Source organism: Winogradskya humida, from assembly GCF_016862215.1.
GTDB lineage: Bacteria > Actinomycetota > Actinomycetes > Mycobacteriales > Micromonosporaceae > Actinoplanes > Actinoplanes humidus.
Genome location: NZ_BOMN01000018.1, coordinates 1 through 15,501, shown reverse-complemented (window position 1 = coordinate 15,501; position 15,501 = coordinate 1). Strand labels below are relative to the sequence as shown.

Annotated in this window: 14 protein-coding genes; 8 read left to right on the top strand and 6 right to left on the bottom strand. The window is 70.4% G+C overall.

What is annotated here, in order from left to right; all coding sequences use genetic code 11:
* Positions 1 to 110: 110 nt before the first annotated feature.
* Positions 111 to 437: a YciI family protein gene (locus tag Ahu01nite_RS07135; RefSeq protein WP_203835615.1), complete on the bottom strand. Its 327-nt coding sequence runs from the start codon at positions 435 to 437 to the stop codon at positions 111 to 113.
* Between the two features lie 59 nt (positions 438 to 496).
* Between Ahu01nite_RS07135 and Ahu01nite_RS07130 the strand changes: the two genes are divergently transcribed.
* Entirely contained in the window at positions 497 to 853 is a 357-nt protein-coding gene (locus Ahu01nite_RS07130) for a PRC-barrel domain-containing protein (protein ID WP_203835614.1), read from the top strand.
* Positions 854 to 864: 11 nt separating this feature from the next.
* On the opposite strand, the gene Ahu01nite_RS07125 is transcribed toward Ahu01nite_RS07130, so the two are convergent.
* Entirely contained in the window at positions 865 to 1,089 is a 225-nt protein-coding gene (locus Ahu01nite_RS07125; RefSeq protein WP_203835613.1) for a hypothetical protein, read from the bottom strand.
* Positions 1,090 to 1,238: 149 nt separating this feature from the next.
* Here Ahu01nite_RS07125 and Ahu01nite_RS07120 point away from each other — a divergent pair, with 149 nt between their 5' ends.
* From Ahu01nite_RS07120 to Ahu01nite_RS07110, 3 genes are all read left to right on the top strand, one after another.
* Positions 1,239 to 2,114: an alpha/beta hydrolase family protein gene (locus Ahu01nite_RS07120; protein ID WP_203835612.1), complete on the top strand. Its 876-nt coding sequence runs from the start codon at positions 1,239 to 1,241 to the stop codon at positions 2,112 to 2,114.
* A gap of 1 nt (position 2,115) precedes the next feature.
* Positions 2,116 to 2,973: an LLM class flavin-dependent oxidoreductase gene (locus Ahu01nite_RS07115; protein WP_203835611.1), complete on the top strand. Its 858-nt coding sequence runs from the start codon at positions 2,116 to 2,118 to the stop codon at positions 2,971 to 2,973.
* 162 nt (positions 2,974 to 3,135) lie between these two features.
* Positions 3,136 to 4,089, top strand: coding sequence for a nucleotidyl transferase AbiEii/AbiGii toxin family protein (locus Ahu01nite_RS07110; RefSeq protein ID WP_203835610.1), 954 nt, complete (start codon positions 3,136 to 3,138; stop codon positions 4,087 to 4,089).
* 224 nt (positions 4,090 to 4,313) lie between these two features.
* Here Ahu01nite_RS07110 and Ahu01nite_RS07105 read toward each other — a convergent pair whose 3' ends face one another.
* The 4 genes from Ahu01nite_RS07105 to Ahu01nite_RS07090 are packed head-to-tail and all read right to left on the bottom strand — an operon-like array spanning position 4,314 to position 7,409.
* A complete protein-coding gene (locus Ahu01nite_RS07105; RefSeq protein WP_203835609.1) occupies positions 4,314 to 5,087 on the bottom strand; it encodes an ABC transporter permease in 774 nt (257 codons plus the stop codon).
* On the bottom strand, positions 5,084 to 6,001 hold the full coding sequence (locus Ahu01nite_RS07100; RefSeq protein ID WP_203835608.1) for an ATP-binding cassette domain-containing protein: 918 nt from the start codon (positions 5,999 to 6,001) through the stop codon (positions 5,084 to 5,086). The genes Ahu01nite_RS07105 and Ahu01nite_RS07100 overlap by 4 nt, the downstream gene beginning before the upstream one ends.
* Positions 5,998 to 6,879, bottom strand: coding sequence for a DUF4097 family beta strand repeat-containing protein (locus tag Ahu01nite_RS07095; protein WP_203835607.1), 882 nt, complete (start codon positions 6,877 to 6,879; stop codon positions 5,998 to 6,000). Before Ahu01nite_RS07095 ends, Ahu01nite_RS07100 begins: the two co-directional genes overlap by 4 nt.
* A 20-nt stretch (positions 6,880 to 6,899) precedes the next feature.
* Positions 6,900 to 7,409 carry a toxin-antitoxin system HicB family antitoxin gene (locus tag Ahu01nite_RS07090; protein ID WP_203835606.1) on the bottom strand — a complete coding sequence of 170 codons (510 nt, stop codon included), beginning with the start codon at positions 7,407 to 7,409 and terminating at the stop codon, positions 6,900 to 6,902.
* Positions 7,410 to 7,569: 160 nt separating this feature from the next.
* Between Ahu01nite_RS07090 and Ahu01nite_RS07085 the strand changes: the two genes are divergently transcribed.
* From Ahu01nite_RS07085 to Ahu01nite_RS07070, 4 genes are all read left to right on the top strand, one after another.
* The gene (locus tag Ahu01nite_RS07085) at positions 7,570 to 9,303 is read left to right on the top strand and encodes a PKD domain-containing protein (RefSeq protein ID WP_203835605.1); all 1,734 of its coding nucleotides are present in this window, start codon (positions 7,570 to 7,572) and stop codon (positions 9,301 to 9,303) included.
* A 16-nt stretch (positions 9,304 to 9,319) separates the two neighbouring features.
* A complete protein-coding gene (locus tag Ahu01nite_RS07080) occupies positions 9,320 to 9,985 on the top strand; it encodes a DUF1326 domain-containing protein (RefSeq protein ID WP_203835604.1) in 666 nt (221 codons plus the stop codon).
* A complete protein-coding gene (locus tag Ahu01nite_RS07075) occupies positions 9,982 to 10,680 on the top strand; it encodes a DUF2182 domain-containing protein (protein WP_203835603.1) in 699 nt (232 codons plus the stop codon). Before Ahu01nite_RS07080 ends, Ahu01nite_RS07075 begins: the two co-directional genes overlap by 4 nt.
* 155 nt (positions 10,681 to 10,835) lie before the next feature.
* Positions 10,836 to 15,383, top strand: coding sequence for a multicopper oxidase domain-containing protein (locus Ahu01nite_RS07070; protein ID WP_203835602.1), 4,548 nt, complete (start codon positions 10,836 to 10,838; stop codon positions 15,381 to 15,383).
* Positions 15,384 to 15,501: the final 118 nt, after the last annotated feature.

The window sequence follows — 15,501 nt, the reverse complement described above, 5'->3', positions numbered from 1 at the left end:
TCCGCTCAGGTCTGCAGCGGCCGGGTCTGCTCAGGTCTGCACTGGCAGGGTCTGCAGAGGCAGAGTCCGCAGCGGCCAGGGCTGCTGAGATCTGCAGTGGCCGGGTCTGGTCAGGTCTGCAACGGCCAGACTTCGATGACGCCGTGCGCCACCGCGCACGGCGACTTCGAGGCCAGACCGATCGCCTCCTCGAGGGAATCCGCCTCGATGAGCGCGAAACCCGCGATCGGCAGACCTGACGACAGGTACGCACCCTGCTCCACGGTCACGCCGCCCGCGTCCGGGTTGCGAACCTGAACCGGTGGCCCCGCGATCCCCATCACGACGCCCGTCTCCCTGAGGCGGGCGTCGTGCTCGTGGGCAGCGTCCCGCACCGAGGCCTCAGTGCGGTCGTAGCCCTTCTGGTCGCCGTAACCGATCGTCACAAAAGTCGCCATGACATGCACGCTAACGTGCCCTTTTGTTTGTCGCGCGCCACGCGGGGCACTCGTAAGCCATGTTTCCAGCGGAGAACCTGCGCGACTGGCGCGGCGAAAAGGTCATCGACCCCGACGGCGGCAAGATCGGCGAACTCGAAGCGGTCTACGTCGACACCGCCACCGACGAACCCGCCTTCGTCACCGTGAAGGTCGGCTTCGTAGGCCGCCACCGGCTCGCCTTCGTCCCCGTCGACGGCGCGACGGTATCCCCCCAAGCGGTCCGCGTGCGCTACGACAAGAAACTCGCCGCCGACGCGCCCACCATCGACACCGACGGCGAACTTACGGCAGCCGAAGAACCCGCCGTCTACGCCCACTACAACCTGCCGTACGCCACCGGCGCCTCCGGCGAACGCCGCCTCGCCCGCCGCTGACCCGCGGCCCTTTATCCTGCCGCCCCTCTTGCCCTGCCGCCCTTCCTAACCCTGCTGCTTATCCTGCCCTGCCGCCCTTCCTGCCCTGCTGCCTTCTTGATCAGTGCGCCGATCCTGGCCACGTCCTCGTCGGTCAGCTCCGGCAGGGCGAAGGCGGTCGGCCACATGGTGCCGTCCTTCAGGCTCGCTACGTCGTTGAAGCCCAGCGTCTCGTAGCGGGCCTTGAACTTGTCCACGGCCTGGAAGAAGCAGACGACCTCTCCTCATCGGTTGCGCGCATCACACTGTCCCGCAGACTCCTTGGCAAACGGAACTGAGTTCCGTATGTTCATTAACGGAACAAGGATCCGCTTGTCCATGATGCCACTCCCCGGAGGAGAAACCCATGACCGTCCCGACCCCGATCCTCTCGCTCGCCCCGGTGACGCTGCCCGCCCCGGACCGCGGCGACGACCTGCAGGTACGCATCTCGGCGCCGGCCACCGGCGACCAGCTCCCGATCATCGTCTTCTCGCACGGCTTCAGTCAGTCGATGAACTCGTACGCCCCCATGGTCGACTTCTGGACGGCCAGCGGTTTCGCGGTGTTCCAGCCCACCCACCTCGACTCCCGGACGCTGAACGTCACCCCGGACGACCCCCGCTACCCGGCCATCTGGCGTACCCGCGTCGAGGACCTGACCCGCATCCTCGACAACCTCGACGTCCTCGAAGCCGCGGTCCCCGGGCTCGCCGGCCGCCTCGACCACACCCGCATCGCCGTCGCCGGCCACTCCTGGGGAGCCCAGACAGCAAGCACACTGCTGGGCGCGGGCGTCGTCGGCGAGGACGACATGACCGACCCGCGGATCAAGGCGGGCGTCCTGTTCGCCATCCCCGGCACGGGCGGTGCCGACCTGAGCCCGTTCGCCGCGGAGCACTTCCCGTTCATGAGCCCCACCTTCGACGGCCTGACCGCCCCGGCCCTCATCGTCGCCGGCGACAAGGACGACTCGCCGCTCTCGGTGCGCGGACCCGAATGGTTCACCGATGCGTACCACCTGAGCCCCGCCCCGAAGACCCTGCTCACCCTCTTCGGCGCCGAGCACAGCCTCGGCGGGCTCTCCGGATATCTGGTCACCGAAACGACCGACGAGGATCCCGCCCGGGTCGCCCTGGTCCGCGAACTCAGCGTGAACTACCTGCGCAGCGTCCTCTACCCGTCGGATGCACCGCTGGCCGCCGAAGCCTCCCCGCTGGGCACCGTCGAGTCGAAGAGCTGACATGCCACGCTTCGGGATCATGACCGCCCCGATGCAGGTCGGCTATGAGGACATCCTGCGGGTGTGGCAGGAGGCGGACGGCGTACCCCAGATCGAGCACGCGTGGCTGTTCGACCACCTGATGCCGATCGGCGGCGACCCGCTCGGCCCGGCGTACGAAGGCTGGACCCTGCTCTCAGCCCTCGCCGCCCAGACCCGCCGCCTGCGCCTCGGCCTCCTCGTCACCAGCAACCGTTTCCGCCCACCGGCCATGCTTGCCAAGATCGCCGCCACGGTCGACGTCGTCTCCGGCGGCCGCCTCGACTTCGGCATCGGCGCCGGCTCCCGCCCCGACCACCCCCTCGCCCGCCGCGAGTACGAGGCCCACGGCCTTCCCTTCCACGATTTCGCGCACTCCATGGGCAGCCTCGCCGAGGCCTGCACCGTCATCCGCCACCTGTGGACGTCACCCGAGCCGTTCGACTTCGACGGCGAGTACGTCCGGCTGACCGGCGCCTACTGCAACCCCAAACCGGTCCAGCACCCCCACCCGCCGATCGTCATCGGCGGCCGCTCCTCCGCCCTCCTCCGCGTGGTCGCCACCCACGCGGACATCTGGAACATCCCCGGCGGCAACATGCCGGACGTCATCTCCCGCAGCGCCCTGCTAGACCGCTACTGCGCCGAGATCGGCCGCAACCCCGCGGACATCACCCGCTCGATCCACCTGGGAGTCACCTACACCGATCCCGCACCCACCCGTACCGCGATCCGCGCGGCAACGGACGCCGGCTTCCACCACATCGTCCTCGGCCTCCCCGCGCCCTATCCCGAGGGCGTCGCCCAATGGGTGGCCGACGAGCTCATCGCCCCTTCGTAAACCGCTCTTCATCACCCGGTTTCTCTTACGTCCGGCTTCGTGCGCCCGGCTTCGCGTCCGGCTTCTTGCGCCCGGTTTCTCTCGCGCAGGGTCAACTGCCCCGCTCGGGTTTCTGCAAGGCCCGAGGCTTTCTGTCGTACCCCGGCGGTAGCCTCTCGGCCCGTGGGTGGGACAACTCCGGGGCAGCGGGCCGCGCTCGATCACGTCCTGGCGGTGGTGGACGGGTCGTGGCTGGCCGGGGTGCTGGTGCTCCGGGGCAGCATGACCATGCCGGCGTGGGTGGGGGACCGGGCGCGGCCGCCGGGCGACATCGATTGGATGGTCCGGCCGATGGAGTTCGTGCCGCGTGACGACATCGACCCCTACCCCTATGTGTCCAAGCTGGATCCGGTGCGCCACTGGCCCGAGGTGGCGCACGGCGTCCGCTCCGAGATCTGGGAGTGCGAGGACCTCGACACCGGAGGGCACCATCCGCGGGTGCCACCGGAAGGCCTGCGCTGGATCTCCGACACCGACGTCGACGGATACGAACTCAGCTGGCCGCACAGCGCCCTGCTCGAGGAACTGACGGCCCGGCCCGAGACCGGCGACGGGGTGCGGCTCCACCCCGACAAGGTCGAACGCGACGCAAGCTGGGGCTACACCGAGTACGCCGAAGGCTCAGGCGTGCGGATCCACATCCCCTGGCAGTCGCGCTCCGGCGAATCGGGCAGCGTCCAGGTCGACTTCGCCTACGACGAACGCCTGCCCGAACCCCCGGTGCTCACGGCCGTTCCCCGCGCAGACGGCCGTCCGCCTGTCGCCCTGTGGACCGCAAGCCGTGAGTTGTCACTGGCCTGGAAACTGCACTGGCTCCACGCGGACCAGGCCGCAAATGGCTCCTCCGCGGCGAAAGACCTGCACGACGCGGTACAACTCGCCGAACTCGACGGCCTCCGGCTGCCCCACCACCTCCGCCGCTCGCTGACCATCACCCCGGGCGACATCCTCAGCTGGACCATCGAGGGTGGCGGTGGCGGTGGCGGTGGCGGTGGCGGTGGCGGTGGCGGTGGCGGTGATGCCGGGCCGTTGCTGGTCCGGCTGGCTGAGGCGGTGCGATCCTTGTTCGCCCGTTGAGGCCGCTGCCTCTTTCTCGTGGCGGAGCGGGCACCCCGTGCTCGGACCCTGTCCTCTTCTCTCTTTAGTTGTCAATGGTTTGCGGCTGCCTGCTGCCTGCGGCTGCCTGCGGCCTGCTGCCTGCGGCCTGCGGCCTGCGGCCTGCGGCCTGCTGCCTGCGGCCTGCTGCCTGCGGCCTGCTGCCTGCGGCCTGCTGCCAGCGGGGGCAGCGTCGGGTGGGGGTGTCAGAGGCGGTTGTAGCGGTAGCGGGACCAGAGGTAGCCGATGAGGGCCAAGGCCGCGCACCAGGCTGTGGCTGTCAGGAGGTGGGTGCCGGGGGAGTGGCCGGTGAGGAGGGAGCGGACGGTTTCCATGATGGGGGTGAAGGGCTGGTATTCGGCGAATTGGCGCAGGCCTGGGGGCATGGTGTCGGTGGGGACGAAGCCGCTGCCCAGGAAGGGGAGCAGGGTCAGGGGCATGGGGGTGTTGCTGGCTTCTTCGACTGTTTTGGCGGAGAGGCCGAGGGCGACGGCGAGCCAGGTGAAGGCGAAGCAGACCATGGCGAGGACGGCGATGACGCCGAGCCAGGCGGCTGGGTTTGCGGTGGGGCGGTAGCCGATGGCGAGGGCGACCGCCAGGACGATCACGAGGCTGGCGAAGGTCTGGATGATGCTGCCGAGAACGTGGCCGGTGAGGATCGAGACCCGGGCGATCGGCATGGTGCGGAAGCGTGCGGCGATGCCTTCGGTGATGTCCGAGGCCACCGAGACCGAGGTTCCCGTGGTGGCGCCGCCGATGGTGAGCATGAGGATGCCGGGGACCACGAACGCCAGGTAGTCGGCTCTCGTGCCGCCGAGACCGGCGCCGAGTGTGGCGCCGAAGACGTAGACGAACAGCAGCAGGAAGATGATCGGGGCGCCGGCGAGGAAGACCGACATCTGTGGGTAGCGCAGGGTGTGCCTGAGGTTGCGGCGCAGCATGGTGTTCGAGTCGCGCACGGCGTAGGCGAGGGTTGTCATCGCGGGGCTCCCGTTGCCGTGAGGGCCAGGAAGACGTCGTCCAGGTCAGGGGTGTGCACGGACAGGCCTTCGAGCTCCACGCCGGCGGCATCGAGGGTGGCCAGAAGTGCCCGCAGCGACGGGACGCTGCCGTCGCCGGGGACGTTGAGGGTCGTCCGGTCGCCGGGTGGGGTCAGGCCGAGCGCGCGGGCTGCGGTGTCGGTGCCAGCGGGCTCGGCGAAGGTGAGGGTGACGTGGCCGCCCGGGACGAGACGTTTGAGCTCGGCAGGGGTCCCCGAGGCGACGATGCGGCCGTGGTGCAGCAGGTCGATCTTGTCCGCCAGGTGGTCGGCCTCCTCGAGGTACTGCGTGGTGAGGAAGATGGTCACCCCGCCGGCGGCCAGGCCGCGGATCGTCTCCCACATCGCGCGGCGGCCGCGGGGATCGAGGCCGGTGGTCGGCTCGTCGAGGAAGACGACCCGCGGGGTGGCGACCAGGCCCATCGCGATGTCGAGGCGCCGCCGCATGCCACCGGAGTAGGTCGCGGCGGGGCGGCGGGCCGCGGTGGTCAGGTCGAACAGCTCGAGCAGCTCAGCGGCGCGTCTGCGGCCCGGGCGGCGGCCGAGATGCAACAGGTCGGCGATGAGGATGAGATTTTCCTCGCCGGTGAGCAGGGCGTCGACGGCGGCGAACTGACCCGTCACCCCGATCGCCGCCCGCACGGCGTCGGGGTCGGTGAGCGGGTCGGCGCCGGCGATGCGGATCGAGCCCGCGTCCGGGCGGATCAGGGTGGTCAGAATGTTGACCGTGGTGGTCTTGCCGGCGCCGTTGGGGCCGAGCAGAGCGAAGATCGCACCGGCCGGCACGTCCAGGTCCACACCCTCGAGGACGATGGTCCCGCCGTACGCCTTGTGCACGCCGGTCGCGCTGATCATGCTGCCCCCGCCTCCGTGGCCGCGGTGGCGCGGAAGACCTCGATGCTGCCGAACGACGTGCGGGCCTTGAGCTCGACGCGGCCCTCACCGGGCTCGGGGGCGCCGGACTCGGCCAGCTCGCTGGAGACCTTGCCGAAAGTGGTGTTGAGGTCGAGGTAGACGGCCGTGCCCCGGGCGACCCCGACCCGTAACGAGCCGGCGGCGGTCTTGACGGAGACGCTGCCGTGGCTGACCTCGTCGACGCGGATGCTGCCGCTGGCGGTCGACGCGTTCACGTCCGCGGCGGCCGACCCGACGACGATGTCGCCGTTGGCGTTGGCTACCCGGAGGTTTCCGGCGACCCGGCTGATTCGGGTGGCACCGTTGGAATTCTTGACCACCGCGTTGCCCCGGATCTCGATCACGTCGACGGTGCCGGAGGCGGTCGTGATCCGGACGTCGCCGTTCGCACGGTCCACGACGACCTCACCGGCGGCCGTGGTCAGATCGAGGGTGCCGGTGCGCTCCAGGCGCACGTCGCCGGCCGCGGTCTTGATGTAGGTGGTGCCGAGCTCGCCGGTGCTGTGGATCGCGCCGAGAGCGGACGTGAGGCGCATGCCGGAGCCAGTGGGCAGGGCGATGTCGATGTCGACCGAGCCCGGCTTGCCGAGCACGCCCAGCATGCCGATGCCGCGGGGTTTGGGGGTGCGGATCAGCAGGTGGCCATCGGTGAACTCGACGCGGGTCTGCTCGGCGGCCTGCACGTCACGGTCGGAGGCGGGGTTGCTCGGGCGCACGTCGACGACGGTGTCGGGGCGGTCGCTCGCGGCGAGCCGCACGTCGCCGACGGACATCTCAAGCGTCGCGCGGATCGGCTGCGGGGTGTCGAAGGAAGGCATCAGTGGTCCTTTCGCGGTGGTCATCGGGCCCAGCCGGTGATGCGCTGCCCGGAGAGGGGGGCACGGGAGGTCTGCGGTCGGGAGGGTTGCTGAACGGCGGCGGTGGCGGTGCGCACGAGCCAGGCGTTGACCGAGAGGCCCTCGCGTGCGGCGGCCTCCTCGATGCGGCCCTTGAGCTGCTCGGACAGGCGGAAGTTGATCCGGGAGACCGACCCGTCGTCGGGCTCCGGCGCAGGTGGCGCCACCGTGGCATCATCCGGCACCATTGCGGGGTCATGCGTGTCGTGGAGCGGCAGGTTGACGACGAAGTCGGGATCACCCGAGCGCCATCGCACGTCGACCGAGCCGGGGGCGATGTCGCGGGTGATCTCGTCGGCGGCGGTCCCGAGGGCATCGAGGATGACCAGACGGAACGCTGATTCCAACGGTGAGGTGAGTCGGTCGGCGAGGGCCCGGGCGTCGGGTCCGCCCAGATCGGCGGCGTTGGCGAGCTCTTCCCGGAGCCGGGCGACGTAGGGGTTGAGGTCCATGGCGCCATCATGGCATCATGGTGGCGCCGCAAGCAAGCGGTTCGAGTGCTCGGTCATCGGTTCAGGTGATCTGTCATCCAGGTGACGACCTGTATCAGCGGCGAAGATCCCTTGCTCTACCTCATCGCACCCACCGGTGACGAAACACGGGAGGACCGGTATGCAACGCAACCCTGAACGCCTCGCCGTACGCGGACCCATCGACACCGCGAACGGCTTTCCCCGCTGGTACAAGGACGGCGCCGGGCGGCGCCTCGAGCTCGCCACCGACCCGCGCGACCCGAACACACAGGCCATGGGCGACCTGCCCGATCCGCTGGCGCCGGTGAGCTTCCCCGGCAACTTCCCCGACGAGGCGTTCTACTTCCTCGCCGAGGCGGAGATGCCGGTCGGTGGCCAGCCCCGTCCCGGCCGTGCCCGGGTGGTGCTCGCGCTCGAGGCCGCGTTCGCCGGCACCGGCGCTGTCGCGGACGGGCAGCAGCAGGTCTTCGCCCGCATCCGGGTGCGCCTCGACGGCGGCATTCCCGGCGCCGCGTACACATTCACTCATCCTTATGGCCGGACCGACCCGCTGCAGGCCGACGAGAACGGCCGGGTCTTCGTCACCGAGGACATCGGCGCCGGGGCCGGCCTTTTCGATCTGCTGGTCGCCGACGGCGAGGTCGCGCCCTTCCTGCGGTGGAGCGCCGACGCGCCGCCGGGATACCTCGGCGACGGCGTCACCGGGCACACGATCGCCGGCAGCCCGCTCGGCTTCGACTTCTTCACCGTCGAGGGCCCGCAGGTCGGCGGTGCCGGGGCGGCCCCCGACCCCACCGACCCTGCCAACCTCGACAAGATTTTCACCGATCTCTTCACCGTGCAGGGCCGCATCTCCACCCTGGCCGGGGTCGAGGCGGCCCGAGCCGTCTACACCCGGTCGTCCGGCAGCGTGGTGATCGACGTCTTCGCGCGAAGCGAGCCCGGCCAGACCCTGCTCGCGGCAGGCACGACGTTGACCACCACCGGCACGGATTACCACACGCGGGCGGAGGTCACGACGGTCCCGGCCATTGTGGAGGTGGTCAACGCCACGGACCTGCCGCCGTCGATCGCCGCCCCGACGGTCTCCGACGCGGTCACCGTGCTCGTCGCCGACTACGACACCGCGCAGAACCAGCTCACCGTCGAGGCGCAGTCCAGTGACCTGGACGACCCGCCCACGCTCATGGTGACCGGCATCGGCCTGCTGACCGCGGGCAAGCAGGTCTTCGAGCTCGATGCGCCGCCGGCAAGCGTGGAGGTCACTTCTTCGCACGGCGGCTCGCACAACCGGCACGTGCTGGTCTCCGGGCCCGCCTCGGCCCCCGACCCGGTGCGAGCCGCGGCCGGTCAGGACCGTGTCGTCGTAGCGGGCGACATCGTCACGCTTGACGCGAGCGCCAGCACCGGCGCCGGGATCACCTACACCTGGGCCCAGATCGACGGGGCCCCGGTCGTGCTGACCGATTCCGCGACGGCCCGCGCCACCTTCGAGGCGCCCGCCGCCGGGGCCTTCGAGTTCGAGGTCACTGTCCAGAACGCGGGGGCGGTCGACACCGACGCCGTCTCGATCCAGATCGACCCCGCCGTCCCGGTGACCGACACCCTGCAGCTCACCCTCGTCGAGTTCCGGACCAACTCCGGGCGATGGCGCATCGAGGGCACCGCCACCGCGCCACTGCCCGACCGCGTCACGGTCGCTCTCGACGGTGTGGAGGTCGGCAGCGGTCCGGTCGACGCGCTGCACGAGTGGGACATCCGTCGCACCGTCGTGCCCGGTGAGGCCGGGCTGACCCCGGCGGCCGGCGCGAGCGTCGAGATCACCTCCAGCCGCGGCGGCCAGGTCACCGCTCCCGTCACGATCCGGAATTGAGAAGGGGACAGGGCTCATGACTTATTCGCTGACAGGTGTCTTCACCGAGGCCTGCGACTGCACGCTGGTCTGTCCCTGCTGGCTCGACGACGCCCCCGACGAGGACCATTGCACCGGCCTGTTCGCGTGGCAGCTCGACGACGGTGCGCGGATCGACGGCGTCGGCGTGGGTGGCCTCAGCGTCGTCAGTGTCTCCACCCACAGCGGCGGGCGCCGGGCCGGCTCCACGAGCACGGCGATCTTCGTCTCTGCGACCGCGACCGACGAGCAGTTCGCGCTTCTGACCGAGGCGTTCAGCGGGCGGCTCGACGGGCCCCTGGCAGACCTCGCCGACGTCAGCGGCGCGGTCCTGACCACGGCCCGCGCCCGGATCGAGGTCACCGCCGACGCCGCCGGTTGGCACATCTACGTCGGGCTGCCGCAGAAGCCGGCCGTGACGGGGACGGGACTGGTCGAGGTCACGGGGTCGGCGGCGTTCTTCCTCGACGAGGACGAGCCGCTCACCCTCACCAACACCGCACTCGGCAAGGAACTGGGCAGCGGCGCAGTGGTGGCGCACCGCACCGACGCCCTTGCCGTGCGGGTTCCGGCTCTGCCCGGCGCGTACCTCGATGTCCGGGGTCGTTCGGCGATGCGCGGCCGTTTCCAGTATTCCCAGGTCCGCACGAGGGTCCCGGAATGACGATCACAGCGACGCGGAGCCCGGCCGGCCGCACGCTCACCGGGGGCGTCGTGGCTCTCGGTGCGGCGGGCTGGGTGGTGATGGCCGCCCAGCACCAGGGCGGTCACCACCACCACGCGGCGACCCTCACCGGCTGGGTGGTGATGGTCGTGGCGATGATGCTGCCGACCGCGCTGCCGCTGTTCGACCTGCTGCGCCGGTTCAACCAGGGGATCTGGCTCGCGATGAGCGTGTACGTCGGCGTCTGGACGGCCGCGGGGGCCGTCCTGGTGTCGCTCAACCTCGCTGTCAGCGACCGGCTGCAGAGCTGGACCTGGATCTGGGAGCATCCGCACGCCCCGCTGGGGGCTGCGCTGATGCTCGCCGGGGCCTACCAGTTCAGTTCCTGGAAGGACCGTTGCCTGACTGCCTGCCGCAGCCCCCGCGGGATCGCCATGCTGCATTGGCGCGGCGTTCGCCCTGCATGGCAGGAGGCCGCGGTCGTCTCCGGCGTCTATGCCGCGTCCTGCGTCGGGTGCTGCTGGCTGCTGATGGCCACCGGTCTGCTGACCGGCGCCGGTTCGCTGGCGGCGATGGCCGTGCTCGCCGCGGTGATGGCCGCCGAGCGGCTGACCCGCCACGGCCGGGTGCTGGTCCGGCCGGCGGGTGCGGCCGCCCTGATCATCGGCGCCTCCCTGCTACTCGGCGCGATCTGAGATGACGCGATCTGAGATGACGCGATCTCAAGGGGCGCGATCTCAAGGGGCGCGATCTCAAAGAGGCGTGATCTTAAAGAGGCGTGATCTGACAACAAGACGCCGCGACGGCAGCGGCGAAACGAACCTGTGGTCCCGGACACCAGGAGATCGACATGTCTGATTTGACCTACGACGTCATAGCGATGCAATTCCCGATCGTCTACACCAACGACGGCGATCACGACCGGGACGGACTTCTGTTCACGCTGCGCGCGTACGAGCCGCTGCTCCGGTTCGCCCGGGAGCGGTGGGAGGACGACGACGGGTTCCTGCCGAGGATGCACGAGCGTGCGCAGTGGATGCAGCTCGTCGTCGATGGGCTCTGGCGCCATGAGCGGATGCTGGAGCGCCCGTCTCCGGCGACCCCGGCGGCTACGCGGAATTTCCAGGCCACGGCAGATGAGGTCGGGGCCGCCCTCGACCGGCTCACCGGTGGTCTGATCACCCGGATCGATCCCGACCCGGCCGTCCGGGCGAGCTGGGCCGAGCTGTACCGCGACGCGCTCGCCACCACGCGGGTCATGATCGGGGAGCGTCTCGCGAAGCTGGAGGCCGGCGACCACGTGGAGTTTCAGCGGCTGGCGCACGAGAGCGGCCTCAGCGTGAAGCGGGTGCGGCGGCTGCTGCTCAACGATCACCGGGAGGATATCGCCGGGCTCGCGGAGAGGACGCCGGCGTACGACAGGTTCAACCCGCTGCGGCCGATCCCGGTGGTGCGCCCGCTGGTGCTCCGCGCGTCGCTGGGTCAGCACGTCGACGTGCGCTTCGAGAACCAGGTGCGGGACCGGGCCGTGGGCATGCACCTGCAGGGTGACCTCAGCGGGTCGGTCCAGGAGAACGACGGCGCGGCCGTGGGCCGCAACAACCCTTCGACGGTACGCCCGGACGAGCGCCGGACCTACCGCTGGCACGCGAGCCGCGAGGGAGTGTGGCCGGTCAACGATCTCGGTGACGTCCGCGGCACCGAGCGGGGCACGAACATGCACGGCCTGTTCGGCGCGTTCGTCGTCGAGCCTGCCGGGGCGACGTGGACCGACCCGGAGACCGGCGAACTGCTCACCGGCACGCACTATGCCGACGGGCCGTACGTCGACGTCATCATGCCCGGCGACGTCGTGACCGACGACTACATCGACCTGCACGTCGACGGCGACCCGCACAGCCACCGCGAGTTCACCGTGTTCATCCACGACGAGCCCGAGGTGCACAGCGGCCAGCACCTGGTCGGCGAGCACACGGTGATGCCTCTGTCATACCGGGCCGAGCCCATGCCCAACCGGCTGCCGCACAAGATGCGGCGCTACGCCGAGCAGACCCTCGACCGGCCGCTCCCGCCCGTGGGCGAGGTCGACTTCTCCGCGGTGCGCATCGAGATCGACGAGGAACTGACCGAGGTGTTCCACATCGGGCGCACGCACGACGGGGAGTTCCTGGAGATCGTCGCGGGGGAGGAGCAGCACCACAGCTCGTGGCTGTTCAACGATCCGGTGACGCCGATCTTCCGGGCGTACAAGGGTGATCCGGCCCGGGTGCGGCTGGTGCACGCCGGGGTGAAAGAGACCCACGTGTTCCACCTGCACGTGCACCAGTGGCGGGCCGATCCGCGGGACGGCGCGCAGCCCGGCGAGGCACGGGGGTCGCAACTGCTGGATTCGATCACGATCGGCCCGCAGACCGGGGTGACGATCGATCCGCTCTACGGTTCGGGCAGCCGCCAGCATGCTCCGGGCGACGTGATCTGGCACTGTCACCTGTACCCGCACTTCCACCACGGGATGTGGGGATTGTGGCGCAGCTTCGACCGGCTCGTGGACGGGATCGCCGTCACCGCGTACCCGGATGGGACTCCTGTGCACCCGCTGAGGCCGCTGCCGGGCCGGGAGCCCGACCCCCGCGATGATCTCCACCCGGGTTTCCCGTGGTTCATGGACGCGACGTTCCCGCGCAAGTCCCCGCCGCCGCCCGCGATCGTCCCGGAATTCCTCGGTGGCCGGCGGCGTCTGCTGGGCATGCCGTTGCACTCGGCGAAGGAGCTGGCCGCGTTCGCGCCGGGGGTGGTGGCGAACCCGCGGCCGGGTGCGTTGTTCGTGGACCTCGACGGTGACGCCGCCGTCTGGAATGCCCGCGCCGGGCTGCCCGCACCCCGCGTGATCAGCTATGACGTGCGGGTCAGCGCCGACGAGGTGAGCTACAACAACCGGGGGTGGAAGGACGCGAACGGTCACCATTACCAGATCGTGCGGGTGGCGGTGGACGGCGAGGAGCAGGAGCCGCCGGCGGAGCGGATCGAGGCGTTCTATCCGCGCGCCAATCACGGTGACGTCGTCGAGCTGCGGATGATCAACGACCTGACGCCGATCCCCGCCGACGCGTTCGACCTGCCGACACCGCCCGTGGAATGCGGACTGCACGTGCACCTGGTGAAGTTCGACGTGCTCACCGCGGACGGTTCGTCGACCGGTTTCAACTATCTGTCCGGAGCGAGCTGCCGGGCGGCTGTCGCCGCCGTGCCCGACGACGCGGAGAACCTGCCGGTCAACGCGGGTCTGCACCGCTGGGTGGTCGACGAGGAGTTCGGGCCGTGCTTCTTCCACGACCACCTGCTCGCCAACTACCGGCAGAAACACGGGCTGTTCGCGGCCCTGATCGCCGAACCGCACGGGTCGCGGTGGCTGCTGCCCGACCAGGAGACGATCGCGTGGTCCGGGCCGCAGGCTGTGGTGCTGCCGCCGGTGGACAGCGGCATCGCGCCCTACCGCGAGGCGTGCCTGGCCGTGGCGGATTTCGTGCCGCTCGTCGACGAGCACGGCGAGCCGCTCAACCCGCCCGGCGAGCTCAGCGGCGACGACGACCCCGGGACGATGGCGGTGAACTTCCGGTCCAGCCCGCTCACGTTCCGCGGGGACGACCCCTCTCAGTGGTTCAGCAGCAGCGGCACTCCCGGCCTCCCGGACGAGGAGGAGGAAGAAGACCCGGCAGAAGGGGACCCGGCAGAAGGGGACCCGGCAGAAGGGGACCCGGCAGACAAGGACCCAGCAGACGAGGACCCAGCAGAAGACAGGGAGAAGGTGGAAGCAGCTGCGGAGACCGGGGACCCGGAGACAGAGCTGATCCGTACGTACGCGGGGGAGCGGCTCCGGATCCGGATCATCCAGGGCTCCCACGAGGAACAGCACAGCTTCGTCACCCACGGGCTGCGCTGGCGCCGCGAGTGGCACGACGGGCGATCGGCGCTGGTCAACCAGCAGACGATCGGGATCTCCGAGGCGTTCACGCTGGAGCTGGACGACTACGGCATGGGCGATCACCTGTGGCACTTCGCGGCCATGGACGATCTGTGGCTGGGCTGCTGGGGGCTGGTCCGCGCGCTGACTCCGCACCCGTCCACCCTGCTCGAACTGCCCCCGCTGCCGGGCACGCCCCGGGACGGCACGCTGCCGGCCAGGCCGACCGGCGGGGCCGGGGTGCGCGAGTACGTCGTGCGGGCCCGGCGGGTCGAGCACGAGTACGACGGGCGCCACCTGACCGACCCGTGGGGGCTCATCTACGAGGAGGCCGACGGGTGGGAGAGCGACGAGGAGGGGTTCCGGCGCGCGGTGGGCGTACGAGTGACGAAGGAGCCTTTGATCTTGCGGGCCCGTCGGGGTGAGTGGGTGAAGGTGACGCTGATCAACGAGGTGATCGGCGAGGACGGGCCGCTGCTGCCCGACTTCGGGGTGGAGCCTGAGCCGCCGCGGTTGCCGCTCGACGAGCAGCAGCGGACGGTGTCGCCCCGGGTCTCGTTGCATCCGGCGTTGCTGCGGTACGACGTGGTCAGCGACGACGGTGCGTTCGTGGGGAACAACCACGACGGCACGGTGGCGTCGCGTCCGCCGGGCGACGGGCAGCACGGGGCCGAACCCGCCGACCCCGAGGCGCCGGGCCGGGTCGTCCTCCGCGACCGGACGGCGCGCCACGATCATCGCGCGGAGAACTGGCGGACCTACTGGTGGTGGGCGGATGACGGGCTTGCGCCGGCGTCGCACACGCAAGGCCCTGGGCAGGTCTGCTACCTGCAGGATATGGCCGACGTGCGCAACCACCGCCATCACGGCCTGATCGGTGCCCTCGTCGTCGAGCCGGGCGACGTGACGCCGACCGACCCGCACACCGGGCTGGAACGCTGGACCGGCGGCAACGCGCTGCTCCGTGACCGGCACGGCCGGGTGGTCGCCAACGAGCAGGTGCTGCTGGTGCAGGACGGGCTGCGGCACTTCGTGGCAGGCAACCCCGATCTTCCGGTGCGCGACATCGTGCCGGACGACGACCCGGAGGACTCGGGTCAGAAGGGCGTCAGTTACGGCTCGGCGCTCGCCCACCCGCGTGACGTGCTGTCCCGTGAGGATCCGCCCACTCCGATCTGGCATGCCGAGGTGGGGCAGACATTGTGGTTGCGGGTGGTGGGCGCTTGCGACAAACCCCGCAACCACACGTTCACGGTGCACGGCATGGCCTGGGAGGTCGCGCCGGGTCTGGCCGAGGGGTCGTTCTCCGGGCTCACCGCGGGGGTTGCCCGGACGCTGGTGATGAAAGCGCGGCATCGCGGGGACCATGCCTACCGCTCGGGGGCGTTCCGCTGGGCCGTGGAGAACGGGGTGTGGGGCATCATCCGGGTGCGGTGACCTACGCCGCCCGAGGCCGGTCCGGGTGGGCGCCGGCCTCGCTGGGGCCGGCTGTGCTCTCTACGCCGGCTTCGCTGAATCCGGCTGGGTGGTGGGCACCGGTGTCCTCGGGATTGGC